23 protein-coding genes are annotated in these 23747 nt (G+C 60.7%); 7 read left to right on the top strand and 16 right to left on the bottom strand.

What is annotated here, in order from left to right; all coding sequences use genetic code 11:
* Window positions 1-30: 30 nt before the first annotated feature.
* The 11 genes from AC0JZ8_RS08590 to AC0JZ8_RS08540 form a co-directional block, all read right to left on the bottom strand.
* The gene (locus tag AC0JZ8_RS08590) at window positions 31-1689 is read right to left on the bottom strand and encodes an ABC transporter substrate-binding protein (protein ID WP_471892288.1); all 1659 of its coding nucleotides are present in this window, start codon (window positions 1687-1689) and stop codon (window positions 31-33) included.
* A 67-nt stretch (window positions 1690-1756) separates the two neighbouring features.
* The gene (locus AC0JZ8_RS08585; protein WP_430255018.1) at window positions 1757-2806 is read right to left on the bottom strand and encodes a dipeptidase; all 1050 of its coding nucleotides are present in this window, start codon (window positions 2804-2806) and stop codon (window positions 1757-1759) included.
* Between the two features lie 246 nt (window positions 2807-3052).
* Window positions 3053-3730, bottom strand: a complete 678-nt coding sequence (locus AC0JZ8_RS08580) for a phosphoribosyltransferase (RefSeq protein ID WP_471892287.1) — start codon at window positions 3728-3730, stop codon at window positions 3053-3055.
* Window positions 3731-3739: 9 nt separating this feature from the next.
* Window positions 3740-5539, bottom strand: a complete 1800-nt coding sequence (locus tag AC0JZ8_RS08575; RefSeq protein WP_471892286.1) for an adenine deaminase — start codon at window positions 5537-5539, stop codon at window positions 3740-3742.
* On the bottom strand, window positions 5539-6468 hold the full coding sequence (locus AC0JZ8_RS08570; RefSeq protein ID WP_062582002.1) for a nucleoside hydrolase: 930 nt from the start codon (window positions 6466-6468) through the stop codon (window positions 5539-5541). The genes AC0JZ8_RS08575 and AC0JZ8_RS08570 overlap by 1 nt, the downstream gene beginning before the upstream one ends.
* Before the next feature lie 12 nt (window positions 6469-6480).
* Window positions 6481-7518 carry an ABC transporter ATP-binding protein gene (locus AC0JZ8_RS08565; RefSeq protein WP_471892285.1) on the bottom strand — a complete coding sequence of 346 codons (1038 nt, stop codon included), beginning with the start codon at window positions 7516-7518 and terminating at the stop codon, window positions 6481-6483.
* Complete coding sequence (locus AC0JZ8_RS08560; protein WP_471892284.1) at window positions 7511-8293, bottom strand: ABC transporter permease; 783 nt, start codon at window positions 8291-8293, stop codon at window positions 7511-7513. The genes AC0JZ8_RS08565 and AC0JZ8_RS08560 overlap by 8 nt, the downstream gene beginning before the upstream one ends.
* Window positions 8290-9135 (bottom strand): ABC transporter permease, encoded by an 846-nt coding sequence (locus AC0JZ8_RS08555; protein WP_471892283.1) that lies wholly within the window; start codon window positions 9133-9135, stop codon window positions 8290-8292. Before AC0JZ8_RS08555 ends, AC0JZ8_RS08560 begins: the two co-directional genes overlap by 4 nt.
* Window positions 9136-9266: 131 nt before the next feature.
* A complete protein-coding gene (locus AC0JZ8_RS08550) occupies window positions 9267-10289 on the bottom strand; it encodes an ABC transporter substrate-binding protein (protein ID WP_325263321.1) in 1023 nt (340 codons plus the stop codon).
* Window positions 10286-11365, bottom strand: a complete 1080-nt coding sequence (locus AC0JZ8_RS08545; RefSeq protein ID WP_471892282.1) for a LacI family DNA-binding transcriptional regulator — start codon at window positions 11363-11365, stop codon at window positions 10286-10288. Before AC0JZ8_RS08545 ends, AC0JZ8_RS08550 begins: the two co-directional genes overlap by 4 nt.
* 212 nt (window positions 11366-11577) lie before the next feature.
* Window positions 11578-12027 (bottom strand): Rrf2 family transcriptional regulator, encoded by a 450-nt coding sequence (locus tag AC0JZ8_RS08540; protein ID WP_471892281.1) that lies wholly within the window; start codon window positions 12025-12027, stop codon window positions 11578-11580.
* Window positions 12028-12157: 130 nt separating this feature from the next.
* Here AC0JZ8_RS08540 and AC0JZ8_RS08535 point away from each other — a divergent pair, with 130 nt between their 5' ends.
* On the top strand, window positions 12158-13081 hold the full coding sequence (locus tag AC0JZ8_RS08535; protein ID WP_471892280.1) for an NAD(P)/FAD-dependent oxidoreductase: 924 nt from the start codon (window positions 12158-12160) through the stop codon (window positions 13079-13081).
* 70 nt (window positions 13082-13151) lie between these two features.
* Here the strand turns inward: AC0JZ8_RS08535 and AC0JZ8_RS08530 are convergent, their stop codons facing one another.
* Window positions 13152-14069, bottom strand: coding sequence for a LysR family transcriptional regulator (locus AC0JZ8_RS08530; protein WP_062461373.1), 918 nt, complete (start codon window positions 14067-14069; stop codon window positions 13152-13154).
* Between the two features lie 110 nt (window positions 14070-14179).
* Here AC0JZ8_RS08530 and AC0JZ8_RS08525 point away from each other — a divergent pair, with 110 nt between their 5' ends.
* On the top strand, window positions 14180-15355 hold the full coding sequence (locus AC0JZ8_RS08525; RefSeq protein ID WP_062461376.1) for an acyl-CoA dehydrogenase: 1176 nt from the start codon (window positions 14180-14182) through the stop codon (window positions 15353-15355).
* 323 nt (window positions 15356-15678) lie between these two features.
* The gene (locus tag AC0JZ8_RS08520; RefSeq protein ID WP_471892279.1) at window positions 15679-16293 is read left to right on the top strand and encodes a hypothetical protein; all 615 of its coding nucleotides are present in this window, start codon (window positions 15679-15681) and stop codon (window positions 16291-16293) included.
* Here the strand turns inward: AC0JZ8_RS08520 and AC0JZ8_RS08515 are convergent.
* On the bottom strand, window positions 16286-17101 hold the full coding sequence (locus tag AC0JZ8_RS08515) for a reverse transcriptase domain-containing protein (protein WP_471892278.1): 816 nt from the start codon (window positions 17099-17101) through the stop codon (window positions 16286-16288). The genes AC0JZ8_RS08520 and AC0JZ8_RS08515 overlap by 8 nt on opposite strands.
* Window positions 17102-17772: 671 nt before the next feature.
* Between AC0JZ8_RS08515 and AC0JZ8_RS08510 the strand changes: the two genes are divergently transcribed.
* Window positions 17773-18369, top strand: a complete 597-nt coding sequence (locus AC0JZ8_RS08510) for a cupin domain-containing protein (RefSeq protein ID WP_471892277.1) — start codon at window positions 17773-17775, stop codon at window positions 18367-18369.
* A gap of 196 nt (window positions 18370-18565) precedes the next feature.
* Window positions 18566-20002: an NAD-dependent succinate-semialdehyde dehydrogenase gene (locus AC0JZ8_RS08505; protein ID WP_471892276.1), complete on the top strand. Its 1437-nt coding sequence runs from the start codon at window positions 18566-18568 to the stop codon at window positions 20000-20002.
* A 105-nt stretch (window positions 20003-20107) separates the two neighbouring features.
* Here AC0JZ8_RS08505 and AC0JZ8_RS08500 read toward each other — a convergent pair whose 3' ends face one another.
* Both AC0JZ8_RS08500 and AC0JZ8_RS08495 read right to left on the bottom strand, forming a co-directional pair.
* The gene (locus AC0JZ8_RS08500) at window positions 20108-20572 is read right to left on the bottom strand and encodes a hypothetical protein (RefSeq protein ID WP_471892275.1); all 465 of its coding nucleotides are present in this window, start codon (window positions 20570-20572) and stop codon (window positions 20108-20110) included.
* A 344-nt stretch (window positions 20573-20916) separates the two neighbouring features.
* On the bottom strand, window positions 20917-21288 hold the full coding sequence (locus AC0JZ8_RS08495) for a VOC family protein (protein ID WP_471892274.1): 372 nt from the start codon (window positions 21286-21288) through the stop codon (window positions 20917-20919).
* Window positions 21289-21360: 72 nt separating this feature from the next.
* On the opposite strand from AC0JZ8_RS08495, the gene AC0JZ8_RS08490 reads away from it, so the two are divergent.
* Window positions 21361-21807, top strand: a complete 447-nt coding sequence (locus AC0JZ8_RS08490) for a MarR family winged helix-turn-helix transcriptional regulator (RefSeq protein ID WP_156466570.1) — start codon at window positions 21361-21363, stop codon at window positions 21805-21807.
* Window positions 21808-21872: 65 nt separating this feature from the next.
* Here AC0JZ8_RS08490 and AC0JZ8_RS08485 read toward each other — a convergent pair whose 3' ends face one another.
* Complete coding sequence (locus AC0JZ8_RS08485; RefSeq protein ID WP_471892273.1) at window positions 21873-22772, bottom strand: AraC family transcriptional regulator; 900 nt, start codon at window positions 22770-22772, stop codon at window positions 21873-21875.
* 187 nt (window positions 22773-22959) lie between these two features.
* On the opposite strand from AC0JZ8_RS08485, the gene AC0JZ8_RS08480 reads away from it, so the two are divergent.
* Window positions 22960-23694 carry an SDR family oxidoreductase gene (locus AC0JZ8_RS08480; protein ID WP_471892272.1) on the top strand — a complete coding sequence of 245 codons (735 nt, stop codon included), beginning with the start codon at window positions 22960-22962 and terminating at the stop codon, window positions 23692-23694.
* Window positions 23695-23747: the final 53 nt, after the last annotated feature.

Here is a 23747-nt window from a genome sequence, read left to right as displayed (position 1 = left end):
GGAAGCGTCAAGGAAATCGTCCCCTATCGGCTATTCCTTCGAGACCGGAGCAACGAAGTTGGTGTCGAAGCTTGGGCCGAGCTTGTAATTCTTCACCTTGGATGAATAGCCGGCCACTTCCGTCTGCTGGAAGACGATCACGAACGGGCTGGTGGCCAGAACCTTTCTCTGCAGGTCCTCGTAGGTGGCCGCGCGCTTGGCGGCATCCTTTTCGAGAAGCGCGCCCTTGCTGGCGTCAGACAGTTCCTTCGGCACGTCCCAGGCATTGCGCCAGGCGAGCGTCTTCGTCGTGCCCGTATCGGCATTGTCAGGATTGACGGTAAACGTCTCGGCATTCGAGTTAGGGTCGAAATAGTCCGAACCCCACTGGCCGATATAGATGTCGTGGGTGCGGGCGCGGTACTTGGTCAGCGTCTGCTTGCCGTCGCCCGGAATGATTTCCAGCTTGATATTGGCCTGCGCTAGTGTCTGCTGCACGCTTTCGGCAATGCCGGTCACCGGCTGCGTGTTGCGCACGTCCATGGTCACGGTAAAGCCGTCAGCCAGACCCGCCTTGGCCAGCAGTTCCTTCGCCTTCGCCACATCCAGCTTGTACGGGTTGTCGGAGAGCGCGCCGAGCTGGCCCTTCGGCAGGAAGGTCTGGTGAATTTCGCCGATACCCTTGATCAGCGTCGCGCCGATCGCATCATAGTCGACGAGATACTTCATCGCCTCGACCACTTCCGGCTTGGCGAGGTTCTTGTTCTTCTGGTTGAGGCTGAAATAGTAGACGGTGCCCTTCGGCGCAGACGTGAGCGAGATGCCCTCCTTCTTCGACACGGCGTCCATGTCGTTCGGCTCGAGATTGCGGGCGACGTCGATATCGCCATTCTCAAGCGCAAGGCGCTGACCTGAGCTTTCCTTCATGTGGCGGTAGATGACCCGCTTCAGCTTCGGCTTCTCGCCGTAATAATTGGGATTGGCTTCCATCACGACAGCTTCGTTGGCGCGCCATGCGACCACCTTGAACGGGCCGGACCCCGCATAGCCGGTCTTCATCCACTCATTGCCAAAATCGGTGTCGAATTTGTATTCGGCCGTCGGGGTGACGGATTTCGCATGCTCCATCACCACCTTCTTGTCGACCACGGCGGCGACGGTGGCCGTCAGCACGTTGAGCACGAAGCTCGGCGCATAGGCCTTGTCGACCACGAAGGTAAACGTGTCGGCGCCGGATGCCTTCGCCTTCTCAGTGACGTTGTCGGCCTTCAGGCCGAACTGGGTCAGAAGGAACGCCGGCGACTTGTCGAGCTTGACGGCGCGCTCGAACGAGAAGGCGACGTCTTCTGCGGTGATCGGGTTGCCGGAGGCGAATTTCAGGTTAGGCTTCAGCTTGAACGTATAGGTCATGCCATCGTCGGACACCGTCCAGCTGTCTGCGAGATCGCCGATCACTTTCGACGTATCGGACGGATCGAGCGTCACGAGCTTGCTATAGCTGTTGGCGGTCACCTCGGCCGCCGAAAGCTCGAAGGCTTCGCCCGGATCGATGCTGATAATGTCGTCGATCGCAAAGCCTTCGACTAGCGTATCGGCCGGCGTCGCGGCCATCGCCTCTCCGGAAAGACCATAGGGTGCGGCAAACGAAAGCAGCGACAGCGCGGCGGTCGCCGACAGCATTCGAAGAGTGTGGGAGCGAAGATGAAGCATATGATTTCCCCTGTTCCGTACGTTGCGGAAGCCTGTTTCTAACCCGTTCGAAGCCCGTCTTCCGAGCCTATTCCTGCCAAGCCTTGCCCAGAACCCTCAACCAGTTTTCACGGCAAAGCTTTGCGAGATCCTCGTCAGCGTATCCCTCAGTTTTGAGGGCCGCAACCAGATTTTGATTGCCTGCAGCATCGCTGATCTGCTGCGGTATCGTGGCGCCGTCGAAGTCCGATCCGAGCGCCACGCTGTCGATCCCCATCCGCTCGACCATGTAGTTGATGTGGCGCACCATGTCGGAAAGCGGGGTCGCCGCATCGTCGCGCCCGTCGGGCCGCAGCATGGTCACCGCATAGTTCAGCCCGGCCAGACCGCCGCTATCCCTGATCGCGTCCATCTGCCTGTCCGTCAGGTTGCGGGCAACCGGCGTCAGCGCGTGCGCGTTGGAATGGCTGGCAATCAGCGGCTGGTCGCTGGTCTTCGCCACATCCCAGAACCCCTTCTCGGTGATATGCGAAAGATCGATCGCGATCCCGAGCCGGTTGCATTCCTTCACCAGCCGGAAGCCCGCATCGGTGAGCCCCGGCCCCGTATCGGTCGTCATAGGAAAGGCGAACGGCACGCCGTGGCCGAAAATGTTGTGGCGGCTCCAGACCGGACCAAGCGAACGCAGGCCCGCCGCATGGAACACGTCGAGATTGACGAGATCCGCATCGATCGCCTCGCAGCCCTCCATATGCATCACCGCCGCAAACACGCCGTCCTCGACCGCCTTGCGGATCTCGCTGACGGACCGGCACAACCGCCAAGCCCCGGCCCGGTCGAGCCGCAATGCGATGGAGGCCATTTCCAGCGCGATATCGAGCGACGGCGCATAGTCGAGCGGCGCTGCCAGCGGCGTCGCATAATGTCCGTCCGCATCCGGATCCGACAGAACCAGATCGCCCGAGGGAATGTAGATGGCGCAAAGCCCACCGACGAGACCGCCCTTTTTCGCCCGCGGCGCATCGATATGCCCCCCCGCCGTCCCCCCGGCAAACTCCGCCACCGGATCCCCACCAGCCTTCATGTTCCGCCAGAGCCGCAAAAGCACATCGTTATGGCCGTCGAACACCAATTGCATGATTTCATTCCCGATATCGTGATTGTCAGAAGCGGTGGGTGATCGCGATCCTATCCCGCCGGCCGTGTTTCGCAAGGTGGAAATGCGCTCTGATGCACCTGTCGAAATCATAGCCAATCAAGAGCTCCCCGCATTGCGGACGCGATGGCACTGGATTCCTGTGACAAGCTCCCTCATCACTTTGCTCGTCACAGGAACCCAGCCGCGCGAAGTCCTTCGCGTGAGAGAACACTTTTTGGACAGACATCACAGACCCCACAACCCCTCACCCGCCCTTACCAGCATCGGCGTCCCAAACACCCCTACAACCCTCTCCCGCCACTCGGCCCCGAACCCGTCGAGCCTGTCATGCCAGCGCACCGATTGCAGCATTGCCGCCCCGATCGCGACCGGCTCGATGCCCTGCGACGCCAGCAGCGTCAGACCGGCGACGATCGAGGTACCGGAGGAAATGACGTCGTCCACCAGCACCACGCGCTTGCCCGTGATGAGAGGCAGCATGCGCGGATCGACATAGAGGCGCTTCACCTGGTCGGGTGTGGTGATCGACGACAGCGGCACAGACATCGTCTCGTCGTACCAAAATTTCCTGGAGGTCCCCAGCGGAACGTAGCGCGGCAATCCTAGCGCGCGGGCGACGGCTGAGGCGAGCGTCAGGCCAAGCGTCGGCAGGCCGACGATCACCTCGGGGCGGTAGGGTTCGAGTTTCTTTGCGAGATCCGCCGCCAGCGCATCCTGCACTTTAAAACTCGCCTGGTTGATGATCAGCGAGGCGAGTGCGTGTTTGCCGTCGGCGAGCGGGCGGATCGGCAGGCGCAGCTGCCGCCCGTCATCGAGGCTGACGGGAAAGAACCCAGAAAACGGCGCCTCGCATGAAAACGTGCCCGCCGGATGCATCTCCTGCCAGAAGTCGTGCGGCTGCATGAACGCCCCTTATCCGAGAATTTCGAGAACGGGGCTTTCCAGCACCTTGCCTGTTGCGACATCGGCGATGCCCCTGTCTGTCTGGTGCGGACCGGGATTGCAGGCAAGCGTTGCGCCGAAGCAGGCCTTGAACACGAGATAGGGCGGCGTCCAGTCGACGATGCCGTCCATCGCGGCGCGGACGGCCCGAAAGCCGTCGGCCACCTCTTCCATCGGCGCTTCCGAGACAAGGCCGGAAAGCGGCAGCGGCAGCAGCACGTCCACCTTGCCGTTGATCGCCACCGCCATGCCGCCGCCGGCAGAAATCACCGCATTGGCGGCAACGGCCATATCGACAGGATCGGCGCCGAAAACGGTCAGGTTATGGCTGTCATGCGCAAGCGTGGTGGCAAAGGCGCCGCGCCATGTGCCCCAGCCGGTGAGGAAACCGACCCGGGTGCGGCAGTCCGCCCGACCGTGGCGGTGGGTCACGGCAATCAGCGTCGCACCCTCAGGCGGCACCACGAAACCATCGACGACATCGGCATCCGCTGTCCCCCAGCGGGTAAACCGTGGCCGGTCGATCGTGGCAAGGCGCACCTCCGTGCCCTCCGACCGAACCCGGAAATCGTCTGCCTGCAAAGGCTTGAGCTTGACCGAAGCCGTCAGCGGGGCCGGATCGGTCGGTTTGATCACGACCGAAATCGCTCCGCGGCAGCCAACTTCCGTACCGCTGGCCAGCACATGCCGGGCGCGAAATTCCGTGAGATCCTCGAAGATGGCGATATCGGCACGACGCCCGGCGGCAATCAGGCCGAGATCGGCGCGTCCGATGCGCTGGGCCGCGTTCAGCGTTGCGGCCTGAAGCGCCCATTCCGGCTTCATGCCGTAGCGCACCAGCCTGCGCACCACATCGTCCAGCCCGCCGCCATCGACGAGATCGTCGGGAAACACGTCGTCGGTGCAGAGCGTCAGCGTCTGCGGCAGACGGCCGAGTTCGCCAAGCGCTGCGACGAACTCCGGCAGAAGATGGTCATGGCTGCCGCGCAGCTCCACCGTCAGTCCGGCGCGCAGCTTGGCGATCAGGTCTGCGCCCGAAACAAGCTCGTGGTCGGAGGTGATGCCGGATGCCATGAAGGCATTGAGATCCGCATCGGCAAGACCGCGGGCATGGCCGCAGACCAGCTTTTCCGCAGCCAGCGCCACTTGCACGATCTCGCTCATGCGCGGGTCGCGATCGATCACGCCGCGCATGTTCATCACTTCGGCCAGACCGGCGATCTTCGGCCAGTAAAGCATTTCCTCGATCGCATCGGCTTCGAAACTGGCGCCCGCCATTTCGAGCCCCGGTGCAGACGGTACGCAGGACGGCGCAAGAACCAGGCACCGCAGCGGCAGGCACTTCACCGCCTCGACCGCCCAGCGCACGCCATCGACACCGTTGACGTTGCCGAATTCGTGCGGATCCCACACGACGGTGGTGACGCCGCGCGGCAGCACGGTTTGCGCATAGGTGGCCGGCGTCACCATCGAGCTTTCGATATGCATATGCGTATCGATCAGCCCCGGCGATACGAAGGCACCGCCGGCATCGATCACACGGTCGGCATCGCTGCGGCTAGCCGGCGCATGGACGCTGGCGATCAGCGGCCCGACAATGCCGATATCGGCCGCACGCAGCTCGCCCGTCACCATGTCGACCAGGGTGCCGCCGGTGATCAGGATGTCGAAAGGCGCATCACCGCGGGCAGAGATCACTGCCCGGTCGCGCAAGCCCGCATCGGTAAACCCGTAGATGTCAGTCACGATGGTCTTCATCTCGCCGCTCATCACCACGTTGCCTCCGCCTTGAGGGTTTCAAGGATCGTATCGCGCGCCTTTTCGACGTCTATCTCGGCCGCATAGGATCCGTTGAAACCGCTAACCTTGGCCGCCCGGGTCTCCACCACGGTCCGCCCACGCGTCACGGTACCGGCGGTTTCCATGTCGATGCGCGCCTCACGCCAGGTGACGTGATCCGGATAGGCGAAGGCGAAAGCGGCAACCGCATCGTAAAGCGCCATCGCCGGCCGGCCGCGGCTGGTGGCGATCTCGACGAAGCCGGCCAGAAGATCGGCCACCAGCGTCGCATTGCGTCCGCCGGCAGCCCGGATCGGCGCCACGTCATCCGGAAAGCACAGAACCTTGCGGCAGATATCGAGATCGACCATCCTGAGCGGGATCTGATGCGCAAGCACGATGGCCACCGCTTCCGGATCGGCATAGGCGTTGAATTCGGCAGATGCGGTGTGATTGCCGGCCGTCAGGCTTCCGCCCATCCAGGTGAGATCGGTGATCTTGGCGGCAAGATCCGGCCGTGCCAGCGCAACGGCTGCGATATTGGTGAGCGGCCCAAGGGCCAGGATCCGGCGCGCGTCGCCGTCGCTCGTTTCCAGCCACCGGCACAGGGCCTCGAAAGCATCGTCGTGAAATGTGTCGGGCATGTCCGGCAGGTGCAGACCGGCGCTCGGCATGCCTTCATCGCCCAGCACGTCCTGCGCCGTCTCAAGCCTGCCCATCACCGGAAAGGCGCGGCCCGCATGAACCGGGAACGGCCAGACGAAGGCCGCACAGGCGCCAGCTGCATTGCCGCGGACACGTTCAATCGGCGCATTGCCGAACACAAGCGAAACCCCGTCCACGCCGAGGCCGGCATGCGCTGCGACCATGATCGCCGCGATGTCGTCGAACCCCATATCTGTGTCGATCCAGATGCCCATGGCTATATCTCCTCAGGCAATGCGCGAAAGTTGCGCGGCCTTGTGTACCGGCAGGTCGAAGGACAGGTCCGAGCCGGACACATGCACCGGTTCGGAAGCATCCACCTCAGCCTTGATCGGCCCGAGCGCGCTGTCCAGCAAATATTCGCGGGAATGGCCGGCAAACGATGTGCCGCGCACAGTTCCGCGGAACGGGCCGGTTCCAAGCGTCACCATGCGCGGACGCCAGGCAAGACCCGCAGCCTGAGGCGCCTCGGTTCCGGGTGCGGTCGAAAGCGGCGCGCTGCCATTGGCGGTCTTCAGGGCGCCGTCTTCAAGCGCAAAGATGTTCTCGAAGCCGACGAAATCCGCCACGAACGAGGAGGTCGGCCGGTTGTAGATATCTTCAGGCGTGCCGATCTGCTCGATCGCGCCGTTCTTCATGACGACGATACGGTCGGCAAGCGACAGGGCTTCCGCCTGGTCGTGGGTAACGAAGATCATCGTCACGCCGGTCTCGCGCTGCACGCGCTGCAGTTCGGTGCGCATTTCCAGCCGCAGCCGGGCATCGAGGTTGGACAGCGGCTCGTCGAGCAGCAGAACCTTCGGCTCCATCACCATCGAGCGGGCAAGCGCCACGCGCTGCTGCTGGCCGCCGGAAAGCTCGGCCGGCTTGCGGTCGGCAAATTTTGCCAGACCGACGGAGGCGATGCCGGACTGCACCTTGGAATCCAGTTCCGCGCCCTTCATGCCCTTCAGCCGCAACCCGAAGGCAACGTTTTCATAGACGGAGAGATGCGGGAACAGCGCATAGGACTGGAACACCAGCCCCACGGCACGCTTGTTCGGCGCCGTGCGCGTCATGTCCTCGCCGTCGAGGATGACCTTGCCGAATTTCACCGGCAACAACCCGGCGATTGCGCGCATGGTCGTCGTCTTGCCGCAGCCGGAGGGGCCGAGCAGCGCGATGAGTTCGCCGCGCCGGACCGACAGGTCGAGATCGGCAACGGCGACGCTGTCACCGTAGGCAAGCGTCAGCTTTTCAAGCGAGAGATAGGATTGATCAGACATAGCGGGAAAATCCGAGAAAGCGTTCAGCAGCAAAAACGATGCCGATGGACAGGAAGGCGAGCAGCGACGAGAGCGCCGCAACCGACGGATCGAAGACGATTTCCATATAGGCCATCATGTCGATCGGCAGCGTGCGCACGCCGGGACCGGACAGGAACAGCGATACGGGCACCTGGTTGAACGAGGTGACGAAGCCGAGGATAAAGGCCGAAAGAATGCCGCCCTTGATGTTGGGCATGACCACCCGGAAGAAGGCACCGAGCCGGGACGACCCCAAAAGCACTGCCGCCTCCTCGATATCCGCGCGCAGATTGTCGAGGCTCGCCGAAACCACGCGCACCGCATAGGGCAGGATCAGCGCTGTATGGGCCAGAAACAGCGCAAGCGTGATGCCAACGCCGAACGGCACGACCACGTAGCGCAGCAGCGAAAGGCCGACGATGATGCCGGGCACGATGATCGGCGCGGAAACGATAGTGCGGATGATTTCCGCCCCCGGCAGCCGGTAGCGCGACAGCGCGTAGGATGCGGGAATGCCGAGCACCAGCGCTGCCGCCGTGCCGCCGATGGCGAGAAACATCGACATCGCAAACGAGGCGCGGAAGCTTTCGACCGTAAAGACTTTGAGGATCCATTGCAGCGAAAAGCCCTGCGGCGGAAAGGACAAAGTCTCGCCGGCCGAAAACGACGCCGCGACGATGATCAGAAACGGCCCGATCAGGAAGGTCGCCAGCAGAAACAGCGTGGCGGGGACGAACAGGCTGCGAGCGGTCATCGGGCGGCCTTTCTCTGCGTGTTGCGCGCCGTTGCCACCCGCTTCAGAAGAAGGTTGGCGGCAAAGCTCATGACGATCAGGATGCAGGCGATGACGCTTGCGGCGACGAAATTGTTGCTGACGGCAACCTGCTGGTACATCAGCGTTTCCAGCATCAGCACCTTGGAACCGCCAAGGATGGCCGGGGTGATATAGGCGGTGAGGCAACCGGTGAAGACCAGCGTACCGCCGATGACCAGCCCTTCCTTGGTGAGCGGCAGGATCACCTTCCAGAACACCTGGAACCAGTTGGCGCCGAGCACCCGTGCTGCTGGAACCGCATCCTTCGGCATATTCTCGAGCGCTGAGATCAGTGAGATGATCATCAGCGGCAGGAACAGCTGCAGCAGGCCGATAAAGATCGCCGTTTCGGAAAACAGGATGCGCAGCGGCGCCTCGCTCAGCCCCAGCGCCTGGAAGGCCTGGTTGACGATGCCGGTCCGGCCGAGAATGACAATCCACGCATAGGTGCGCGCCACCGGCGAGATCATCAGCGGCAAAACGACAAGCCCGGTCATCCGCCCCTTGGCGGCGGGCGACAGGCTGACGATGGAAAACGCCGCCGCATAGCCGATCACCGCCGAAACCACTGTCACCAGCGCGCCAAGTTTCAGCGTGCGCAAAAAGACCGCCTGATTGAGCGGCGAGGCGAAGAACTCGCCGTAAGCCGCAAACGTCCAGCCGCCATCAAGGCTCCTGAACCCGTCAGACAGAAGGATCAGCACGGGCACAATAAACACCGCCGCCGCAAAAATCGCGGCAGGCAGTGCCAGTGCAAACGCCTCGGCCCGGTTTTGAAACATGCGTGGTCTCCGGTGGTATCGTCGGACTGTGTCTCGTCATCATTGACGCGCGCTTCGCAGGCCGCGCCCTTTCAGCCCGGAACCCGGGCCGAAAGGTATGCGACGCCGCAAGACGCGCGGTTTGCTGAAGCTTACTGCCCGACCTTGTCGTTCCAGGTCTTGATCCAGCCCGCGCGGTTATCGAGAGCGACGGCAGACGGGATGAACTTGAGGCTTTCGGCGGTTGCCTTGCCGAAGGTGAGATTGCCGGCGATCTCGTCGGACACCTTCACCTCGCTGTTGGCAGGGCTGTCCACCAGCTTTTCGGCAAGCTTGGTCTGGATCTCGGTCGAAAGCCAGAAATCCATGAACTGCAGCGCGAGGTCACGGTTTTTGGAACCCTTGGTGACGACCATGACATTCATGCCGCCGGCCTGGCCTTCCTTAGGCGTCGCCCATGCCATCGGCAGGCCGAGCTTGGTAAACGGCGCCCAGGCGAAACGCCCGGCCGGTGCCGCCCAGATCTCTTCCTGCTTCATCAGCTGCACAAGCTGCGAGGATTTCTCGTAGAAGGTGACGATCTCGTCCTTGTTTTCGCCGATCGTCGCGATCGGGGCTGCAAGATCAGGCGTATCCTTGCCCAGCGCCTGGCCGAGCATGTAGAGCGTTGGTGCCGCGCCATTGGTAGTGATGTTCGGAAACGCGATATGGCCGACATATTCCGGCTTGAACAGATCCGCCCAGCTTTCGATCTTCATCTTGTCGGACCGGTAGACGATCGAGTTGGCGTAGAACGTGTAGCCGACGCTCTTGCCGTCCTGGTTCGGATCCTTGGCGATGTCGTACAGCGCGTTGAAGCTCTTGAGCTTGGCTGTGTCGATCGTGTCGGTCAGATCCTTGCGGGACGCAGACAGCGCATCGGCCATCGAGACGACGGCCATGTCGATGACCGGATTGGCCTTGTTGGCCTCCATCTTGGCCACCCGCTCGACGCTGTTGCCGGTCTCGACCACCAGCTTGCAGCCGCAGATCGCCTGGAAGGGATCATAGACGATCTGCTTGTACTCGTCCTGCGCCAGCGCATAGACGGAAATGGTCAGCGTCTTTTCCTGTGCCTGGGCAAGGCCCGTCGTGGCAAGCAACAGGGTGGCGGATGCGGTAATCAGGGTCTTCATGGGTCATTCCCTTCCAAGGCTGGGGATGCGGGTGAAAAATCGGGGCTGGAAACGGATGCGGTGGTCTGGCGGGCAACGAGTGTCATCGGCACGCGATCGGTCTTTGCAACGGCAGTGACGCCGACCGTTATGGTCGCGGCATCAGGCTCAGCCGCATCGTCGCCGATCACACCGACCAGCGCGCCGACGGCAATCTCGGCAATCGCCGCCATATCCTGGCGCACGGTGGTAAGACCCGGCGAAACCACCGACGACCAGACGAGATCGTCGAAACCGGTGACGCTTGCCTGCTGGGGAATGCGGATGCCCGCCTGCTGCAGTTCGGTCAGCGCACGCAACGCATGCAGATCGCTCGTGGCGGCAAAGGCGGTAAAACCGAGCTCGACCTTCTGCTTCAAGCCGAGCGAACAGCCGGCTCCCGCCAGTGCCTCAAGCTTCTCGATCCAGATCGTCTCGAAGCGGGAACCCTTCGGCAGGCGCGATTTCATGCCGCCGATGCGGTCGTTCTGAACGTTCGAAAGCGGATTGGCGCCGATCAGCACGAAATTCGTGTGGCCGAGCCCGACCAGATGATCGGCAACCACCTGGCCACCCTGCCAATGATCGGAAGAAACCGTGTTGCCGGGAGTCGACGGGCTGTCGATGACGGCGACCGGGCACCCGAGATCCGCAATGCGGGTGCCGAGCCGCGGCACGATGACGATCCCGTCAACCTGGCGCTCGACCAGCCGCTGGATCGCAAGCGTCTGCATCGAACTGTCGCCACGGCTGTCGGCGATCAAAACGCCGTAACCGGCATCTGCCGCAGCATTCTCGATCGCCTGGGCGATCTGCGGGAAAAGCGGATTGGCAATATCGGGAAGCACCAGCCCGATGACGCGGCTGCGCCCCGTGCGAAGCGCACGCGCCGTCACGCTCGGCACATACCCAAGCTCCTCGGCCTTCGCCCGGATCCTCGCCCCAAGCTCCGGCGAAACCCGCCCCTTGCCCGACAACGCATTCGACACGGTCGCCGCCGACACGCCAAGGGCGCTCGCTATCGCACTCATGTTCGGGCTGTTGCGGATGGGAGCCATCGAGGCGCTCTGATTAATCGTTTAATCAGAGAAGCAGAAAACGGATGAGGAGTCGAGTCCCGCCGGATGGTTGCAAACTCACGCCCTGGGCGGCCAGAGCGAAATCCGGCACCACAGCATGCGCTTGGGGGCGCACCCAGCGTGAAGCGGAGGGCTTGGTCTACTAAGGGGTCAATCCGCGGCTGAAGCCATAGCTGGGATGTCGCCTGCGGTCATGGCGTGCATCGTTGACCGTCGTCCTGTTCGCTAGATCCTCGAAACCCGTTGGCAATATCGGCAAGCGTTACCCCGGCAAACCTCTTGCGCAGCAGCTCCTCTGCTTCGTTGAAGACGTCCGTCAAAGTCCCGTTGACCGCGTGTTCGATCGGACATCCCGGCATGTCGTAAGCGGGTCCAACCGCAAAGATCGACGGTTCTCCGACCGCCCGGTAGATATCGAGAAGCGTCAGTTCCTCGAGAGGACGCGCCAGCGTCCAGCCGCCACCATGCCCTTTTACGGAGCTGACATACCCTTCGTCGCGCAGTCCCGCCATGGTGCGCCGGATGACGACAGGGTTGGCGTCGAGCATCTGTGCGATCATCTCGGATGTCATCGCCCCGTCATGTCGCCCCATATGGATCAACACATGCAGCATGCGCGATAGCCGACTATCCTGCCTCATCCTCTGCTCCCTCTCGTGCTTTCCCCACCGACACTAGCATGATCGCCATTCACGATACAATCGAAGTGCCATGATACTTGACCCATCTTTTCACGACACTTATGTTGTTGCGAGATAAAGGAGAAAGTCCATGAGCGACACGATCTACGACGTCATCATCATCGGAGGCAGCTACGCCGGCCTTTCGGCAGCGCTTCAACTCGGCCGCGCGCGTCGAAAGGTTCTGATGATCGACGAAGGCCTCAGGCGCAATCGGTTCGCATCCCACTCGCATGGCTTCCTCACCCAGGACCATGTCGATCCCGCTGAAATTGCAGCCGAGGCCCGGTCACAGGTCATGGAGTACCCAACGGTGGATTGGGTCTCGGGTCGTGCAGATACCGTTCAGCGCAACGGTGAGAAAGGCTCCGGAGCGGCTCATGTCACCGTTTTGCTGAGAGACACCCGTTACCGTTCGCGCCGGCTGATCCTGGCGCTGGGCGTACGCGACATTCTTCCCGACATCGCGGGGCTGAAGGAGCGTTGGGGCAAAAGCGTGTTCCATTGCCCCTACTGCCACGGCTACGAACTCAACCAGGGCAAGATCGGCGTCATCGCCGGCTCGGCGCTCTCGATGCACCATGCGCTGATGCTTCCCGATTGGGGACCGACAACCCTGCTTCTCAACCAGGCATTCGAGCCGGATAGAGATCAGCTTCAATCCCTCGCAGCGCGCGGCGTCGTCATCGAGCGCTCCCCCGTGAAGGCCCTCACCGATCACGCCGATGTGCAGCTTGCCGATGGAAGAACCCTGTCTTTCTCCGGCCTGTTCGCGCTTGCTCCCTTCGAGGTCTTCACCTCGATCGCGCAGCAGCTCGGCCTCGACATGGAGCAAGGCCCCCTTGGCGCCACCATCAAGACTGATGCGATGAAGGAAACCAGCCTGCCCGGCGTCTTCGCCTGCGGCGACGCCGCGCGGCCGATGGCCTCAGTTGCACTCGCGGTCGGCGATGGAAGCCTGGCGGGCGTGGCTGCTCACCGGTCGTTGCTGTTAGCGACCATCAACGATGAATAGGTTCAAGGAGCGACGGATGGATTATGATGAAGGGGCGAGACGCACCGTTCCGCCACCCCTCCCCGCCCACTCACCACCCCACCACCTCCTGCCCATACCGCGCCACCTCTTCCAGCAGCCACTCCCGAAACGCCACGACCGGCCTGAAATCGCGTTTGCTGATGGGTGCGACCGCATAATAGGCGCTGGGACTTCTGACTTCATGCGGGAAGGCTTCGACCAGCTGGCCGCTCGCCAGTTCGCTGTCGATCAGGAACAGCGGCATCAGCGCGACGCCCAGCCCCGCGATCGCTGCCTGCGCAACGCTTGAGAACTGTTCAAAGCGCATCGCCTGGGAGGGTGCCGTGTCGATGCCAAGGCTTGCGAACCAGTGGCTCCAGGCGCCGGGGCGCGATGCCATGTGCAGAAGCGGCAGCCGCAGCAGGTCTTCGCCCGCGCGGATCGGGTGGCTGGCCAGAAACTCCGGCGAGCAGACGGGCGCCACCATTTCGCTCATCAGATAGGTGCACTCGGCCCCCGGCCAGTCGGGCGTGCCCACATGGATCGCCATATCGATGCCCTCGCGGTCGAAATCGAACACGCCGATACGGGTCGCGAAATTCAGCGTCACCTGCGGATGCCGGGCGACGAATTGCGGAATGCGCGGCATCAGCCAGCGGGTGCCGAATGTCGGCAAGATCGCAAGGTTCAGCTGGTCGCCATGCCGTTTGCTCATGGCGGCAAGCGAGGCCGAGCGGATCTGAGAGAGCGCCACGCTGATCGATTTGGCATAGTCCGCCCCGGTCTCGGTCAGCACCACGCCGCGGCTGGTGCGCTCGAACAGCGGCATGCCCAGCTGCTCCTCGAGCCCGGAAACCTGCCGGCTGATAGCCCCTTGGGTCAAGGACAGCTCTTCGGCAGCCGCCGAAAAACTGCCGAGCCTAGCAACGGAATCGAAGGCGGCAAGCGCCGAGGTGGACGGCAGAAGCTTTCGCGACAGGGTGAGCATGCCCTATGACTATAGATCATGACGGTTTGAGTAAACGGGTCTTGCCCTTGCGCGCCCCACGGCGATAATCGCCATCAACAGAATTGCTGAAATCCGGAGGCCTCAGAAGCATGGCGTTTAACTGGAACGATCCCTTTCTCATCGAAGACCAACTGAGCGACGAAGAGCGGATGATCCGCGATGCGGCCGCAAGCTTTGCCAAGGCCGAACTCGCGCCCCGCATCAACGATGCCTATCTCGACGAGACCACCGACAAGGACCTGTTCAAGCTGATGGGCCAGACCGGCCTTCTCGGCGTGACGCTGCCCGAGGAATATGGCGCCGCCAACGCTTCTTATGTCGCCTACGGCCTCGTCGCCCGCGAGATCGAGCGCATCGACAGTGGCTATCGCTCGATGATGAGCGTCCAGTCCTCGCTGGTGATCTATCCGATCTTCACCTACGGCTCCGATGAGCAGAAACAGAAGTATCTGCCCGGCCTCGTCTCCGGTGATCTGATCGGCTGTTTCGGCCTGACCGAACCGGACGCCGGCTCCGACCCCGGCGGCATGAAGACCCGCGCCGAAAAAATCGAGGGTGGTTATCGCCTGCGCGGCGCAAAAACCTGGATCTCCAACGCACCGATCGCCGACGTCTTCGTCGTCTGGGCGAAATCGGAAGCCCATAACAACGAGATCCGCGGCTTTGTGCTCGAAAAGGGCATGAAGGGTCTTTCGGCCCCGAAGATCGGCGGCAAGCTTTCGCTGCGCGCCTCGATCACAGGCGAAATCGTCATGGACGGCGTCGAGGTGACCGAAGATGCCATCCTGCCCAACGTGTCGGGCCTGAAAGGCCCGTTCGGCTGCCTCAACCGCGCCCGCTACGGCATTTCCTGGGGTGTGATGGGCGCTGCCGAAGACTGCTGGTTCCGCGCTCGCCAGTATGGGCTGGATCGCAAACAGTTCGGCAAGCCGCTCGCCGGCACCCAGCTCTACCAGAAGAAGCTCGCCGACATGCAGACCGAAATCACGCTCGGCCTGCAGGCATCGCTTCGCGTCGGCCAGCTGATGGACCAGCACAAGATGGCCCCGGAAATGATCTCCATCGTCAAGCGCAACAATTGCGGCAAGGCACTCGACATCGCCCGCCAGGCCCGCGACATGCACGGCGGCAACGGCATCCAGATCGAATACCACGTCATGCGCCACGCCCAGAACCTCGAAACGGTCAACACCTATGAAGGCACGCATGACGTCCATGCGCTGATTTTAGGCCGTGCGCAGACTGGGATACAGGCGTTCTTCTGAGGCGGATTTTGTTGCGAACCATGCCCGGCCCGCTTTTGCGTGCCGGGCATTTTTGCGGGGAATGGGGGCGGTTGGTTTGGGGCAGTTGCCGAATTGGGCGCGGTTTAGAGGAATAACAGAGTTTGGCCCGAGAGCGGACTCGTCTCCTTCGGGCAATGTGTGGTCAATAGCTGACACGATGCCAAGAGCCGCGGCGTACGCTGTCCCTGCCGACTACCAGATCTCATCGCCACATCTATTTCTTCATCAAGAAACGATGGTACAGCCTTATGGTTGTGGCGAGAACTTCTGCTATAGATCGAGTAGCACAGGGGGAGGGAAAAATGGCTGAAAACGAATCTGAAATCGCAAAGACACGGAGCCAAAAGCTCACAAGTCTGTTCCGTCTGTTGACGTCATCTGCCGTGGCTGCCGTGATGATTTCGTTCATAGCTGGCTCCGCCTCCGATATCCTCTACACGATTTTCAAGCCTGATCAGGTGACGGTCTGGCAACTCTCAGACATCGACCAGAAAGCCATTTTGGCTCGCCTTGAAAAGTTAGGGACGGATACAGCGACGCTCAGGGCGATTGTTGCAGATAATCCCAAAGCCGCGCTAATGGCAGAGACACTCACGGCGGATATCTCCGCAACTAAGGAGCTGTTGCATTCCCTTCCTTACGTTGAGCGGCGCGCCTCCATCGACTTGATACCTGAGGTGTTTGGCATCGCTTACGCCCAACAAGCGGCAGCTACGTCGCGGGCTGAGGATCACTCGCAGAGTATGTTTCTCTACGTAATACTCGGGCTCGTCGCCTTCGTGCTGGTTGTGTTTTGCATGATGTATGTCTTCTCGAAGGACAAAACTAAAACTGCCTTTGCCGAAAAAACCATTAGCACTATCATCGGCTTCGCACTTGGCATGTTGACCGGCTCGAATGCAGGAAAGCTCAGGTAGCTTCGGGAGCGACGGGGGCAGATTTGGGCTTCCTGCGGAAATATGCGCGGCGCCGACGTTTCTTGGCGCCTATACGCCATGTATGTGATTCTACAATGTCACAGTAGGTTTCGAACCCTTCCTCACTTTGGGGTGTTCGCGCTACCGCATAGAACTCGTCCACACGGTCTCGCAGAACCTTGGTGTCGCCCTGCTCTAGGCTGCAATTGAATATGTCGATGGCTTCGGCGGGCGGGCGCGTCTTGTCGTCATTTAAGGAGAAACCTGCCTCCGACACCGCTTCGAGAAGTCCGCTGAATGCTACCTTGAGCGCGTCGAGGTCATTTCCGGAAAGGCAGATATCGTCCATGTAAACCGACACGGTGATACTTGGGGCAAGTCCACGCAAATAATTCCCTACAGCGGACTTAGACAGCACCAACGTGGCTAGGATTGGCGACTGAACAAACCCGTAAGGGATGACGTAGCCACCTCCTTCATAAGGGTTCTTGACCGTTGACCACTTTGCAAAATACTCGGCACGGAAGATGCCCAGGTCTTTAAGAACGCGCTTCAATCGATTGCGTTGAATGCTGTAAAAGAACCGTGTGATATCGATGCGGCAGAAAAACTTGTTCGCGCGATGCCGGTGAAGCGCAAGGACGTGAGAGCCATCCTTGAAATGGTAAATGAAACTGTCGAACGTGTGCGCCTTATTCACTTGGCGTTTGATATCGTAACCAAGCTTCTCCGAAAACAGATTAGGCGCGTAGATCGGCTTCCCGTTGCGCATGAAGGAATACAGGAAGTTTTCGAACTGTACGGCCATAGTTGACAACCTTGCTGAGCAGATCCAGAGCGACATTGATAATCTCGAGGGAGACGCACAAGCCGGTTAGAACCGCTACAGCAAGGTCGAGACGCTTTTGAATTTTGTTCATGGGCGAATCCTCCATTGCGAGACTTCAGCAAACTGCAACCCATGTTTAACCATGGAGTCGTCAACTGAGAGAACATGAAGTCTCGAAGCTCGTACATCAGGACAACCCAAGGGTCGGACATCAGTAGAGCCGTGGAGCCGCAGCCTATTGCTAAAGTCAGCTCATACGTATCTTCTCGAAGTTGTAATTTCAACTCCTTGCAAGCAGTCATCAGAGAAATTTTTCTCTCATCGATGCTGCAGAGACACGACACTTGTAAAGCGCGCTGGACAACGTTTAAGATATACTAAGCATCACAGTGGCGTGGATCTTGTCACAGAGTCTGACCTTCGCTGAGCGCGCAGCGGTCCCTATGCTTCCGGCGCACGCAAGGCTGAAAGGAAGAACCGAGATTAAGGCGCAAAGCTGCGCCTCGGCATTCGGCCACCAACGCCCGCCGCCGCCCTCCCCCCTCACCACCCACGCCGCTTTTCGTCATTGGCCATCCCCCACCCTTCGGTGTATCACAAGTCCCTGCCGCCGCTTAGGCGATGGCGATGCATGAAGGCGCGCACGAAGAATGCACGGAACGGAAAAACCGGAAACCGAAAACCCGCACAGCGAACCCGAAGCGGCGTTCGACGTCGGCGATCGGCTCCGGCTGGTGCGCCAGGCGCACGGGCTGTCGCAGCGGGCCCTGGCGGTCAAAGCCGGCGTTACCCATTCGCTGGTGTCGCTCATTGAAAAGAACAAGGTCAGCCCCTCGGTCGCCTCGCTGAAGAAGATCCTGGAAGCGATCAACTATCCGATGACCGATTTCTTCGCGCTGACGCTGCCGCCCGTCGACCAGATCTTTTACCGCGCCGACGAACTGACGCCCTTGTCGACAGGCGCGCTGACGCTGTTGCAGGTGGGTGATGCCAAATCCCACAGCGTGCAGGTGTTTCACGAATTCTACGAGCCGGGCGCCGATACCGGCGAAACCATGCTTTCCCACGAGGCGGAGGAAGGCGGCGTCGTTGTTGCCGGCGAACTGGAAGTCACCGTCGGCACCCAGACCCGTATCCTAAAGCGCGGCGACGCCTATCTGTTCGACAGCCGCCTGCCGCATCGCTACCGAAATGTCGGACCTGTGCGCTGCGAGGTGGTCAGCGCCGTCACGCCTCCCTATCTATAGAGCACGCGGGGGCACGGCAGCTGATAACGCTGCCCGGTTTAATCGATATAAGTATGACTTATTCGATGCCCGCCGTTGATTGTCTCCCGTCTTTGTCTTAACTCAGGCACCGGAACATTTGACACCTCTGCCGGCGGCCGGACGAACCTCCTCGGCCCCTGCCCTTGCGCGAATTTCACGAACGAAAGTGGACCCTATGCAGACCTATCCCGACGTAAAGCTCTTCATCAACGGCGAATGGCGCGATGCGATCGCCGGCGAGACGATCGAAGTTACCGATCCCGCGACCGACGAAGTGATCGGCAAGATTGCCCATGCCCGTAAGGCGGATCTCGATCTCGCGCTCGAAGCGGCCGACAAGGGTTTCAAGATCTGGCGCGACACCTCGCCCTTCGATCGTTCCAAGATGATGCGCAAGGCAGCCGACCTTCTGCGCGAACGCGCCGATAGCATTGCCTTCATGATGACCCGCGAACAGGGCAAGCCGCTTGCCCAGTCGAAGATGGAAATCATGGGCGCCGCCGATACGATCGACTGGTTTGCCGAAGAAGCCCGCCGCACCTACGGCCAGATCATTCCGGCCCGTTTCTCCGGCGTCAACCAGATGACGATCAAGTTGCCGGTCGGCCCGGTCGCGGCCTTTACACCGTGGAACTTCCCGATCAACCAGATCGTCCGCAAGCTGTCCGCAGCGGTTGCCACCGGCTGCTCGATCATCGTCAAGGCGCCTGAGGAAACTCCGGCATCGCCTGCCGAACTGATCCGCGCCTTTGCAGATGCCGGCGTGCCTGCAGGCGTCATCGGCCTCGTCTACGGCATTCCCTCGGAAGTTTCGGAATACCTCATTCCGCATCCGGTCATCCGCAAGATCTCGTTCACCGGCTCCACGCCGATCGGCAAGCATCTCGCAGCGCTCGCCGGCAAGCACATGAAGCGCGCCACGATGGAACTTGGCGGCCACGCACCGGTCCTGATCTTCAATGACGCCGATCTCGACAAGGCGATCGAAGTGACCGCGATGTCAAAATTCCGCAACGCCGGCCAGGTCTGCGTCGCGCCGACCCGCTTCCTCATCCAGGACGGCGTCGCCGACAAGTTCATGGAAGGGTTCGTCAAGGCTGCCGAAGCCCTCAAGGTCGGCAACGGCATGGACGCCGGCACCACGATGGGCCCGCTTGCCAACGAACGCCGCATTCCGGCCATGGAAGCGCTGATCCAGGACGCAGTGTCGTCCGGCGCCGAACTGAAGACCGGCGGCAAGCGCATCGGCAACAAGGGCAACTTCTTCGAACCAACGGTTCTCGCCAACGTGCCGACGTCCGCCAAGATCATGAACGACGAGCCCTTCGGCCCGATCGCCATCGTCAACCGCTTCTCGACCTATGAAGAGGCCATCACCGAGGCAAACCGCCTGCCCTTCGGCCTCGCGTCCTACGCCTTCACCGGCTCGGTCAAGACCGCCCACGCACTCGGCCGTGAAGTCGAAGCCGGCATGCTGACCATCAACCACAACGGCCTCGCGCTGCCCGAAGTCCCCTTCGGCGGCGTCAAGGATTCCGGTTACGGCACCGAAGGCGGCTCCGAAGCCGTCGCGGCCTATCTGGAAACGAAGTATGTCAGCCAGATGAACTGATCGGCTGATTGGTGAAATGCGAAACGGCCGGAGTGAAAGCTCCGGCCGTTTTTTTATGTGTTGGCGATGGTGTCGGTTCAGGCAGGCATGTTGGGCTGAGGGGTTTTAAGCCCGGGCGTCGGCGCTGGAAGTTTCGTCCTGATACTGCTGCATAGTCTCCATGGCCTTCTCGAGCATACCGCGCGTAGCCTCGTCGTTGCGTGTAATCGCTCCCTCGATGCCGGCGCGAACCTTTTCCGTAAAATCAACGCGTTCGCCATCATCTGAAGCCTGCAACGCGCCGGCAGTACCCCCACCCACCGGAATTTTCATCGTCATCGCCATAAAGGGAAGGCCTTCATCAAGCGACATGTTGCCGCTGTGGATCTGGTCATTGCACCAGTCCTGCATTTCCTGGCGGGTCATGCTGGTAAAGTCGGTCTGCTCGGCACCCTCTGCATCCGACTGGGACGGACCTGCCGTGGCAGTGCTCAGCGCGGCCGAAAACGAGGCCGAGGTGTCGTCGGAAGCCGCAGATATCTGCGTGCTCTGGCTCGCGTAGAGGCGACTTGTTGATGTGTCGATTTTCATTGTAGCAATACCTTAAGTATATAAATGGTACTGCACTATCGAATGCAAAGCTTGCGCCAAGCATTTTGACGCCTCGGCCTTGGAGAGAGACCTAAATCAATAATATTTTCGAATATTTAATAATAATGATATGAAAATCAGAAGAGTTGCTTTTAACTTAGCTCAACGTGTTCATATTGCTTGCGCTTCCTTCTGGCGGAAAACACAAAATGGCAGGTGTCGGGATTTTAGGGCGCTGTTTTAGAGCGAAGTGCTTTCATCGAACTCACTTCGCTCTAGTCTTATGACGCTAAAGCATTTGATCCGCCTCGGGCTGCCGTCACCCTGAAGGCCAAATGCTCTCATCACAGCGTTGAGACGTTATGCGCCGTTATCGTATATCCAAATGGATCGACGAATGCGAAGTAGCGCCCGAACGGCCCGTCTTTGGGCGGGAATACTATCTGCACATCCCTCTCGGAAAGATGCGCGTGCAATTCGTCAGCGTCGTCACAACCAAACCAGATTGCAACGCCCGTTCCGAGCTTTACCGTCTCATCAAAGTCCTCGATCGGCGTGCGAACGGCGAATGGAATAGGGTGGGTTTCGAAAACAATCGCGCCGGGAGGTCCTTTCGCCGAGGGCGTAAGCCCGACGACATCCCGATAGAAGGTGAGTGCGGCGTCCATATCCTTCGTCTGGATGCCGATGAAATCCGGTCCAATTAATCGAGCCATAGGCTGCCTATCCTTTTCAATGAGACCCGGTATTATCAGGGTACTGACATCTTATATTATAAGGGCCCTGATATGTCTACTCTCATGGATCCACCGGTCGATGACACATACCGTTCGCTCGGATACGCGCTGAAGCGAGCGCAGCAAGCGCTGCGGGGCCATCTCGACAACCAGCTGAGAGATATCGGACTGACGACCCCGCAATATTCGGTACTGGCGGGATTGGAGTTCAGCGCGGGCTTATCAAGTGCGGACTTGGCCCGGCGCGCCTTCGTGACACCGCAGACGATGCAGTCCATCATAGCCACACTCGAACGGGACGGCCTTATCAAGCGCATGGCTCATCCGGTACGCGGCCGGGTTCTCACAACCGAACTGACACCGAAGGGCCGGACCGCATTGTGTGCGGCCCATAAAATCGCCGCTGACGCCGAAACCATCGCCCGAAATGCCGTAGCACCTGACAACCCGGAGATCATATACGCGGCCCTGCTCCGTATAGCAGAGGCAATGCGTTAAACTCATTGGTCGAACCTAACGCCCGACTAAGCTCCCTGCCGCCCACAACCGCAGCCACAAGCCACCTACCCCAACAGTGGTTCACCATACCCCGGTGGCCCCACCGGCGAGGTCGCCCGCAAATTCCTGACATCGCGGGCGGGTGGTGATCCGAACATTCTTGCGTATTCCCGGGTGAACTGGGACAGGCTTTCATAGCCGACGGCGAGTGCGACGGCTGCCACATCGCCCGGCCGTGCAAACAGCATGCCGCGCGCCTCGTATAGCCGGATCCGCTTTTGATACTGGATCGGCGACAGGCCGGTGCTCGTCTTGAAGCGCCGCTGAAAGGCGGATGGGCTCATGTTTGAAGCGGAGGCAAGCTCGTCCACGTGGAAGGTGGTGGCATAGTCCTTGCGCAGCCGGACCAGCGCGTTCCTGATCTGCGCGAACCGATCGTCGATGCTGGCGACTTGCCGCAGCACGGCGCCTTGCGGGCCGCGCAGCAGTCGGAACAGAATTTCCCGTTCCAGCAAGGGTGCCATCACCGCAATCTCATCCGGCTCCTCCATCAGGCGCAGCATCCTCAGCCAGGCGTCGATAAGTCTGTCGCTTGCGTGACTGACGCAAAAGCTGGGCGTGTCAGACGACACAGCCGGGCCGGGATCGTCCAGCAGCAAATCGGCGATCATCGCGCGATCGAAGGTGAGCCTGACCGCGAGATAGGGGCCCTTCACACTCGCATGAACGATCTCGCCGATGACAGGCAGCGCCACGGACGCGATGAATGTCTGCCCTGCGGTGTAACTGATCACCTCGCTCCCGATCAGCAGGCGCTTTTCTCCCTGCAGGATCAGGCTAACCAGAGGCTGATAGATTTCGGGAAACAGCTCGGTCGGTTCGGTCACCTTGAGGATGTCAACGCGGGGAATGCCCGTGGTCGTGAGCACGCCTGCAGCGCGTTCTTCCACAAACTCCTTCAACATCCTGATGGCATCGCTCATGAGCAGAGATGTGGCACGGCTTTCCGTCCAGAGCAACGCATAAGCAGGAATGTGCAAATTTCAGACCGGATCGGACGCGCGACGGGATCGCCTCCGGTCTACGGATACTCACCCGCGCAGCCTTGTTGCGATGCTGCGCGGGACACCATTTTATGAAGGAACATTCCAGATGGAAATCAAAGACGCGGTTGTGATTGTCACCGGCGCTTCCTCGGGTATCGGCGAAGCAACGGCGCGCGCTGCGGCCTTGTCCGGCGCGCGGGTCGTTTTGCTGGCCCGCAGGAAAGATCGCATCGAAGCGCTGGCACGGGAGATCGGCAATGAGGCGCTGGCGGTGGTTTGTGATGTCACGCACCCGGAGCAGGTTAAACAAGCCGTCCACGCCGCCGCTCAGAAATACGGTCGCATCGATGTTCTGGTCAACAACGCCGGACAGGGCCTGCATGCCACGATCGAAGAGATCGGCATTGAGGATTTCAAAGATGTGCTCGATCTCAACTGCGTAGCGCCGTTGGTCATGATGCAGGCGGTCATTCCCCATATGCGCAGCCAAGGTGCCGGCAGCATCGTCAATGTCAGCTCAGGCGCAACGCTTGCCACCTATCCGGGCTCGGCTGCCTATACCAGCTCCAAGGCAGCGCTGAACATGCTTTCAAGTGTCGCTCGCCTGGAGCTTGCCGATGCCGGCATTGCCGTCTCGATCATGCATCCGTTCATCACCGCGACCGAGTTTTACGGCGCCGTCAGGTCTGGGCTGGAATCGGCAAAGACACAGGAGATCCAAACCGCATCCTTCGCACACCCGCCCGAACGTGTGGCAGACATGATCCTTGAACTTGTGCGGAGTGGCAATGCGCAGGCCGACCTCGTCCCGAAGGACTATGGCGGCAGCTTCGAGGGCTAGGGGATGTAACCTGCCCGCCCGATCTGCCAATAAACAAACGGGGGACGAAACCT

Source organism: Velazquezella soli (genome assembly GCF_977018685.1).
Note: the sequence above shows the minus strand (reverse complement) of the source record. Positions and strands in the feature narration are given on the sequence as shown.

Excerpts from the sequence above, each read along its gene's own strand:
- AC0JZ8_RS08575 (WP_471892286.1), bottom strand. The coding sequence starts at position 5,539 with ATGAGCGGCGAGATGAAGACCATCGTGACTGACATCTACGGGTTTACC.
- AC0JZ8_RS08490 (WP_156466570.1), top strand. The coding sequence starts at position 21,361 with ATGTCTACTCTCATGGATCCACCGGTCGATGACACATACCGTTCGCTC.
- AC0JZ8_RS08500 (WP_471892275.1), bottom strand. The coding sequence starts at position 20,572 with ATGAAAATCGACACATCAACAAGTCGCCTCTACGCGAGCCAGAGCACG.
- AC0JZ8_RS08480 (WP_471892272.1), top strand. The coding sequence starts at position 22,960 with ATGGAAATCAAAGACGCGGTTGTGATTGTCACCGGCGCTTCCTCGGGT.
- AC0JZ8_RS08540 (WP_471892281.1), bottom strand. The coding sequence starts at position 12,027 with ATGAGGCAGGATAGTCGGCTATCGCGCATGCTGCATGTGTTGATCCAT.
- AC0JZ8_RS08525 (WP_062461376.1), top strand. The coding sequence starts at position 14,180 with ATGGCGTTTAACTGGAACGATCCCTTTCTCATCGAAGACCAACTGAGC.
- AC0JZ8_RS08580 (WP_471892287.1), bottom strand. The coding sequence starts at position 3,730 with ATGCAGCCGCACGACTTCTGGCAGGAGATGCATCCGGCGGGCACGTTT.
- AC0JZ8_RS08550 (WP_325263321.1), bottom strand. The coding sequence starts at position 10,289 with ATGAAGACCCTGATTACCGCATCCGCCACCCTGTTGCTTGCCACGACG.
- AC0JZ8_RS08585 (WP_430255018.1), bottom strand. The coding sequence starts at position 2,806 with ATGCAATTGGTGTTCGACGGCCATAACGATGTGCTTTTGCGGCTCTGG.
- AC0JZ8_RS08565 (WP_471892285.1), bottom strand. The coding sequence starts at position 7,518 with ATGTCTGATCAATCCTATCTCTCGCTTGAAAAGCTGACGCTTGCCTAC.
- AC0JZ8_RS08520 (WP_471892279.1), top strand. The coding sequence starts at position 15,679 with ATGGCTGAAAACGAATCTGAAATCGCAAAGACACGGAGCCAAAAGCTC.
- AC0JZ8_RS08485 (WP_471892273.1), bottom strand. The coding sequence starts at position 22,772 with ATGTTGAAGGAGTTTGTGGAAGAACGCGCTGCAGGCGTGCTCACGACC.
- AC0JZ8_RS08545 (WP_471892282.1), bottom strand. The coding sequence starts at position 11,365 with ATGGCTCCCATCCGCAACAGCCCGAACATGAGTGCGATAGCGAGCGCC.
- AC0JZ8_RS08590 (WP_471892288.1), bottom strand. The coding sequence starts at position 1,689 with ATGCTTCATCTTCGCTCCCACACTCTTCGAATGCTGTCGGCGACCGCC.
- AC0JZ8_RS08555 (WP_471892283.1), bottom strand. The coding sequence starts at position 9,135 with ATGTTTCAAAACCGGGCCGAGGCGTTTGCACTGGCACTGCCTGCCGCG.
- AC0JZ8_RS08530 (WP_062461373.1), bottom strand. The coding sequence starts at position 14,069 with ATGCTCACCCTGTCGCGAAAGCTTCTGCCGTCCACCTCGGCGCTTGCC.
- AC0JZ8_RS08495 (WP_471892274.1), bottom strand. The coding sequence starts at position 21,288 with ATGGCTCGATTAATTGGACCGGATTTCATCGGCATCCAGACGAAGGAT.
- AC0JZ8_RS08570 (WP_062582002.1), bottom strand. The coding sequence starts at position 6,468 with ATGGGCATCTGGATCGACACAGATATGGGGTTCGACGACATCGCGGCG.
- AC0JZ8_RS08515 (WP_471892278.1), bottom strand. The coding sequence starts at position 17,101 with ATGGCCGTACAGTTCGAAAACTTCCTGTATTCCTTCATGCGCAACGGG.
- AC0JZ8_RS08510 (WP_471892277.1), top strand. The coding sequence starts at position 17,773 with ATGCACGGAACGGAAAAACCGGAAACCGAAAACCCGCACAGCGAACCC.
- AC0JZ8_RS08535 (WP_471892280.1), top strand. The coding sequence starts at position 12,158 with ATGAGCGACACGATCTACGACGTCATCATCATCGGAGGCAGCTACGCC.
- AC0JZ8_RS08505 (WP_471892276.1), top strand. The coding sequence starts at position 18,566 with ATGCAGACCTATCCCGACGTAAAGCTCTTCATCAACGGCGAATGGCGC.
- AC0JZ8_RS08560 (WP_471892284.1), bottom strand. The coding sequence starts at position 8,293 with ATGACCGCTCGCAGCCTGTTCGTCCCCGCCACGCTGTTTCTGCTGGCG.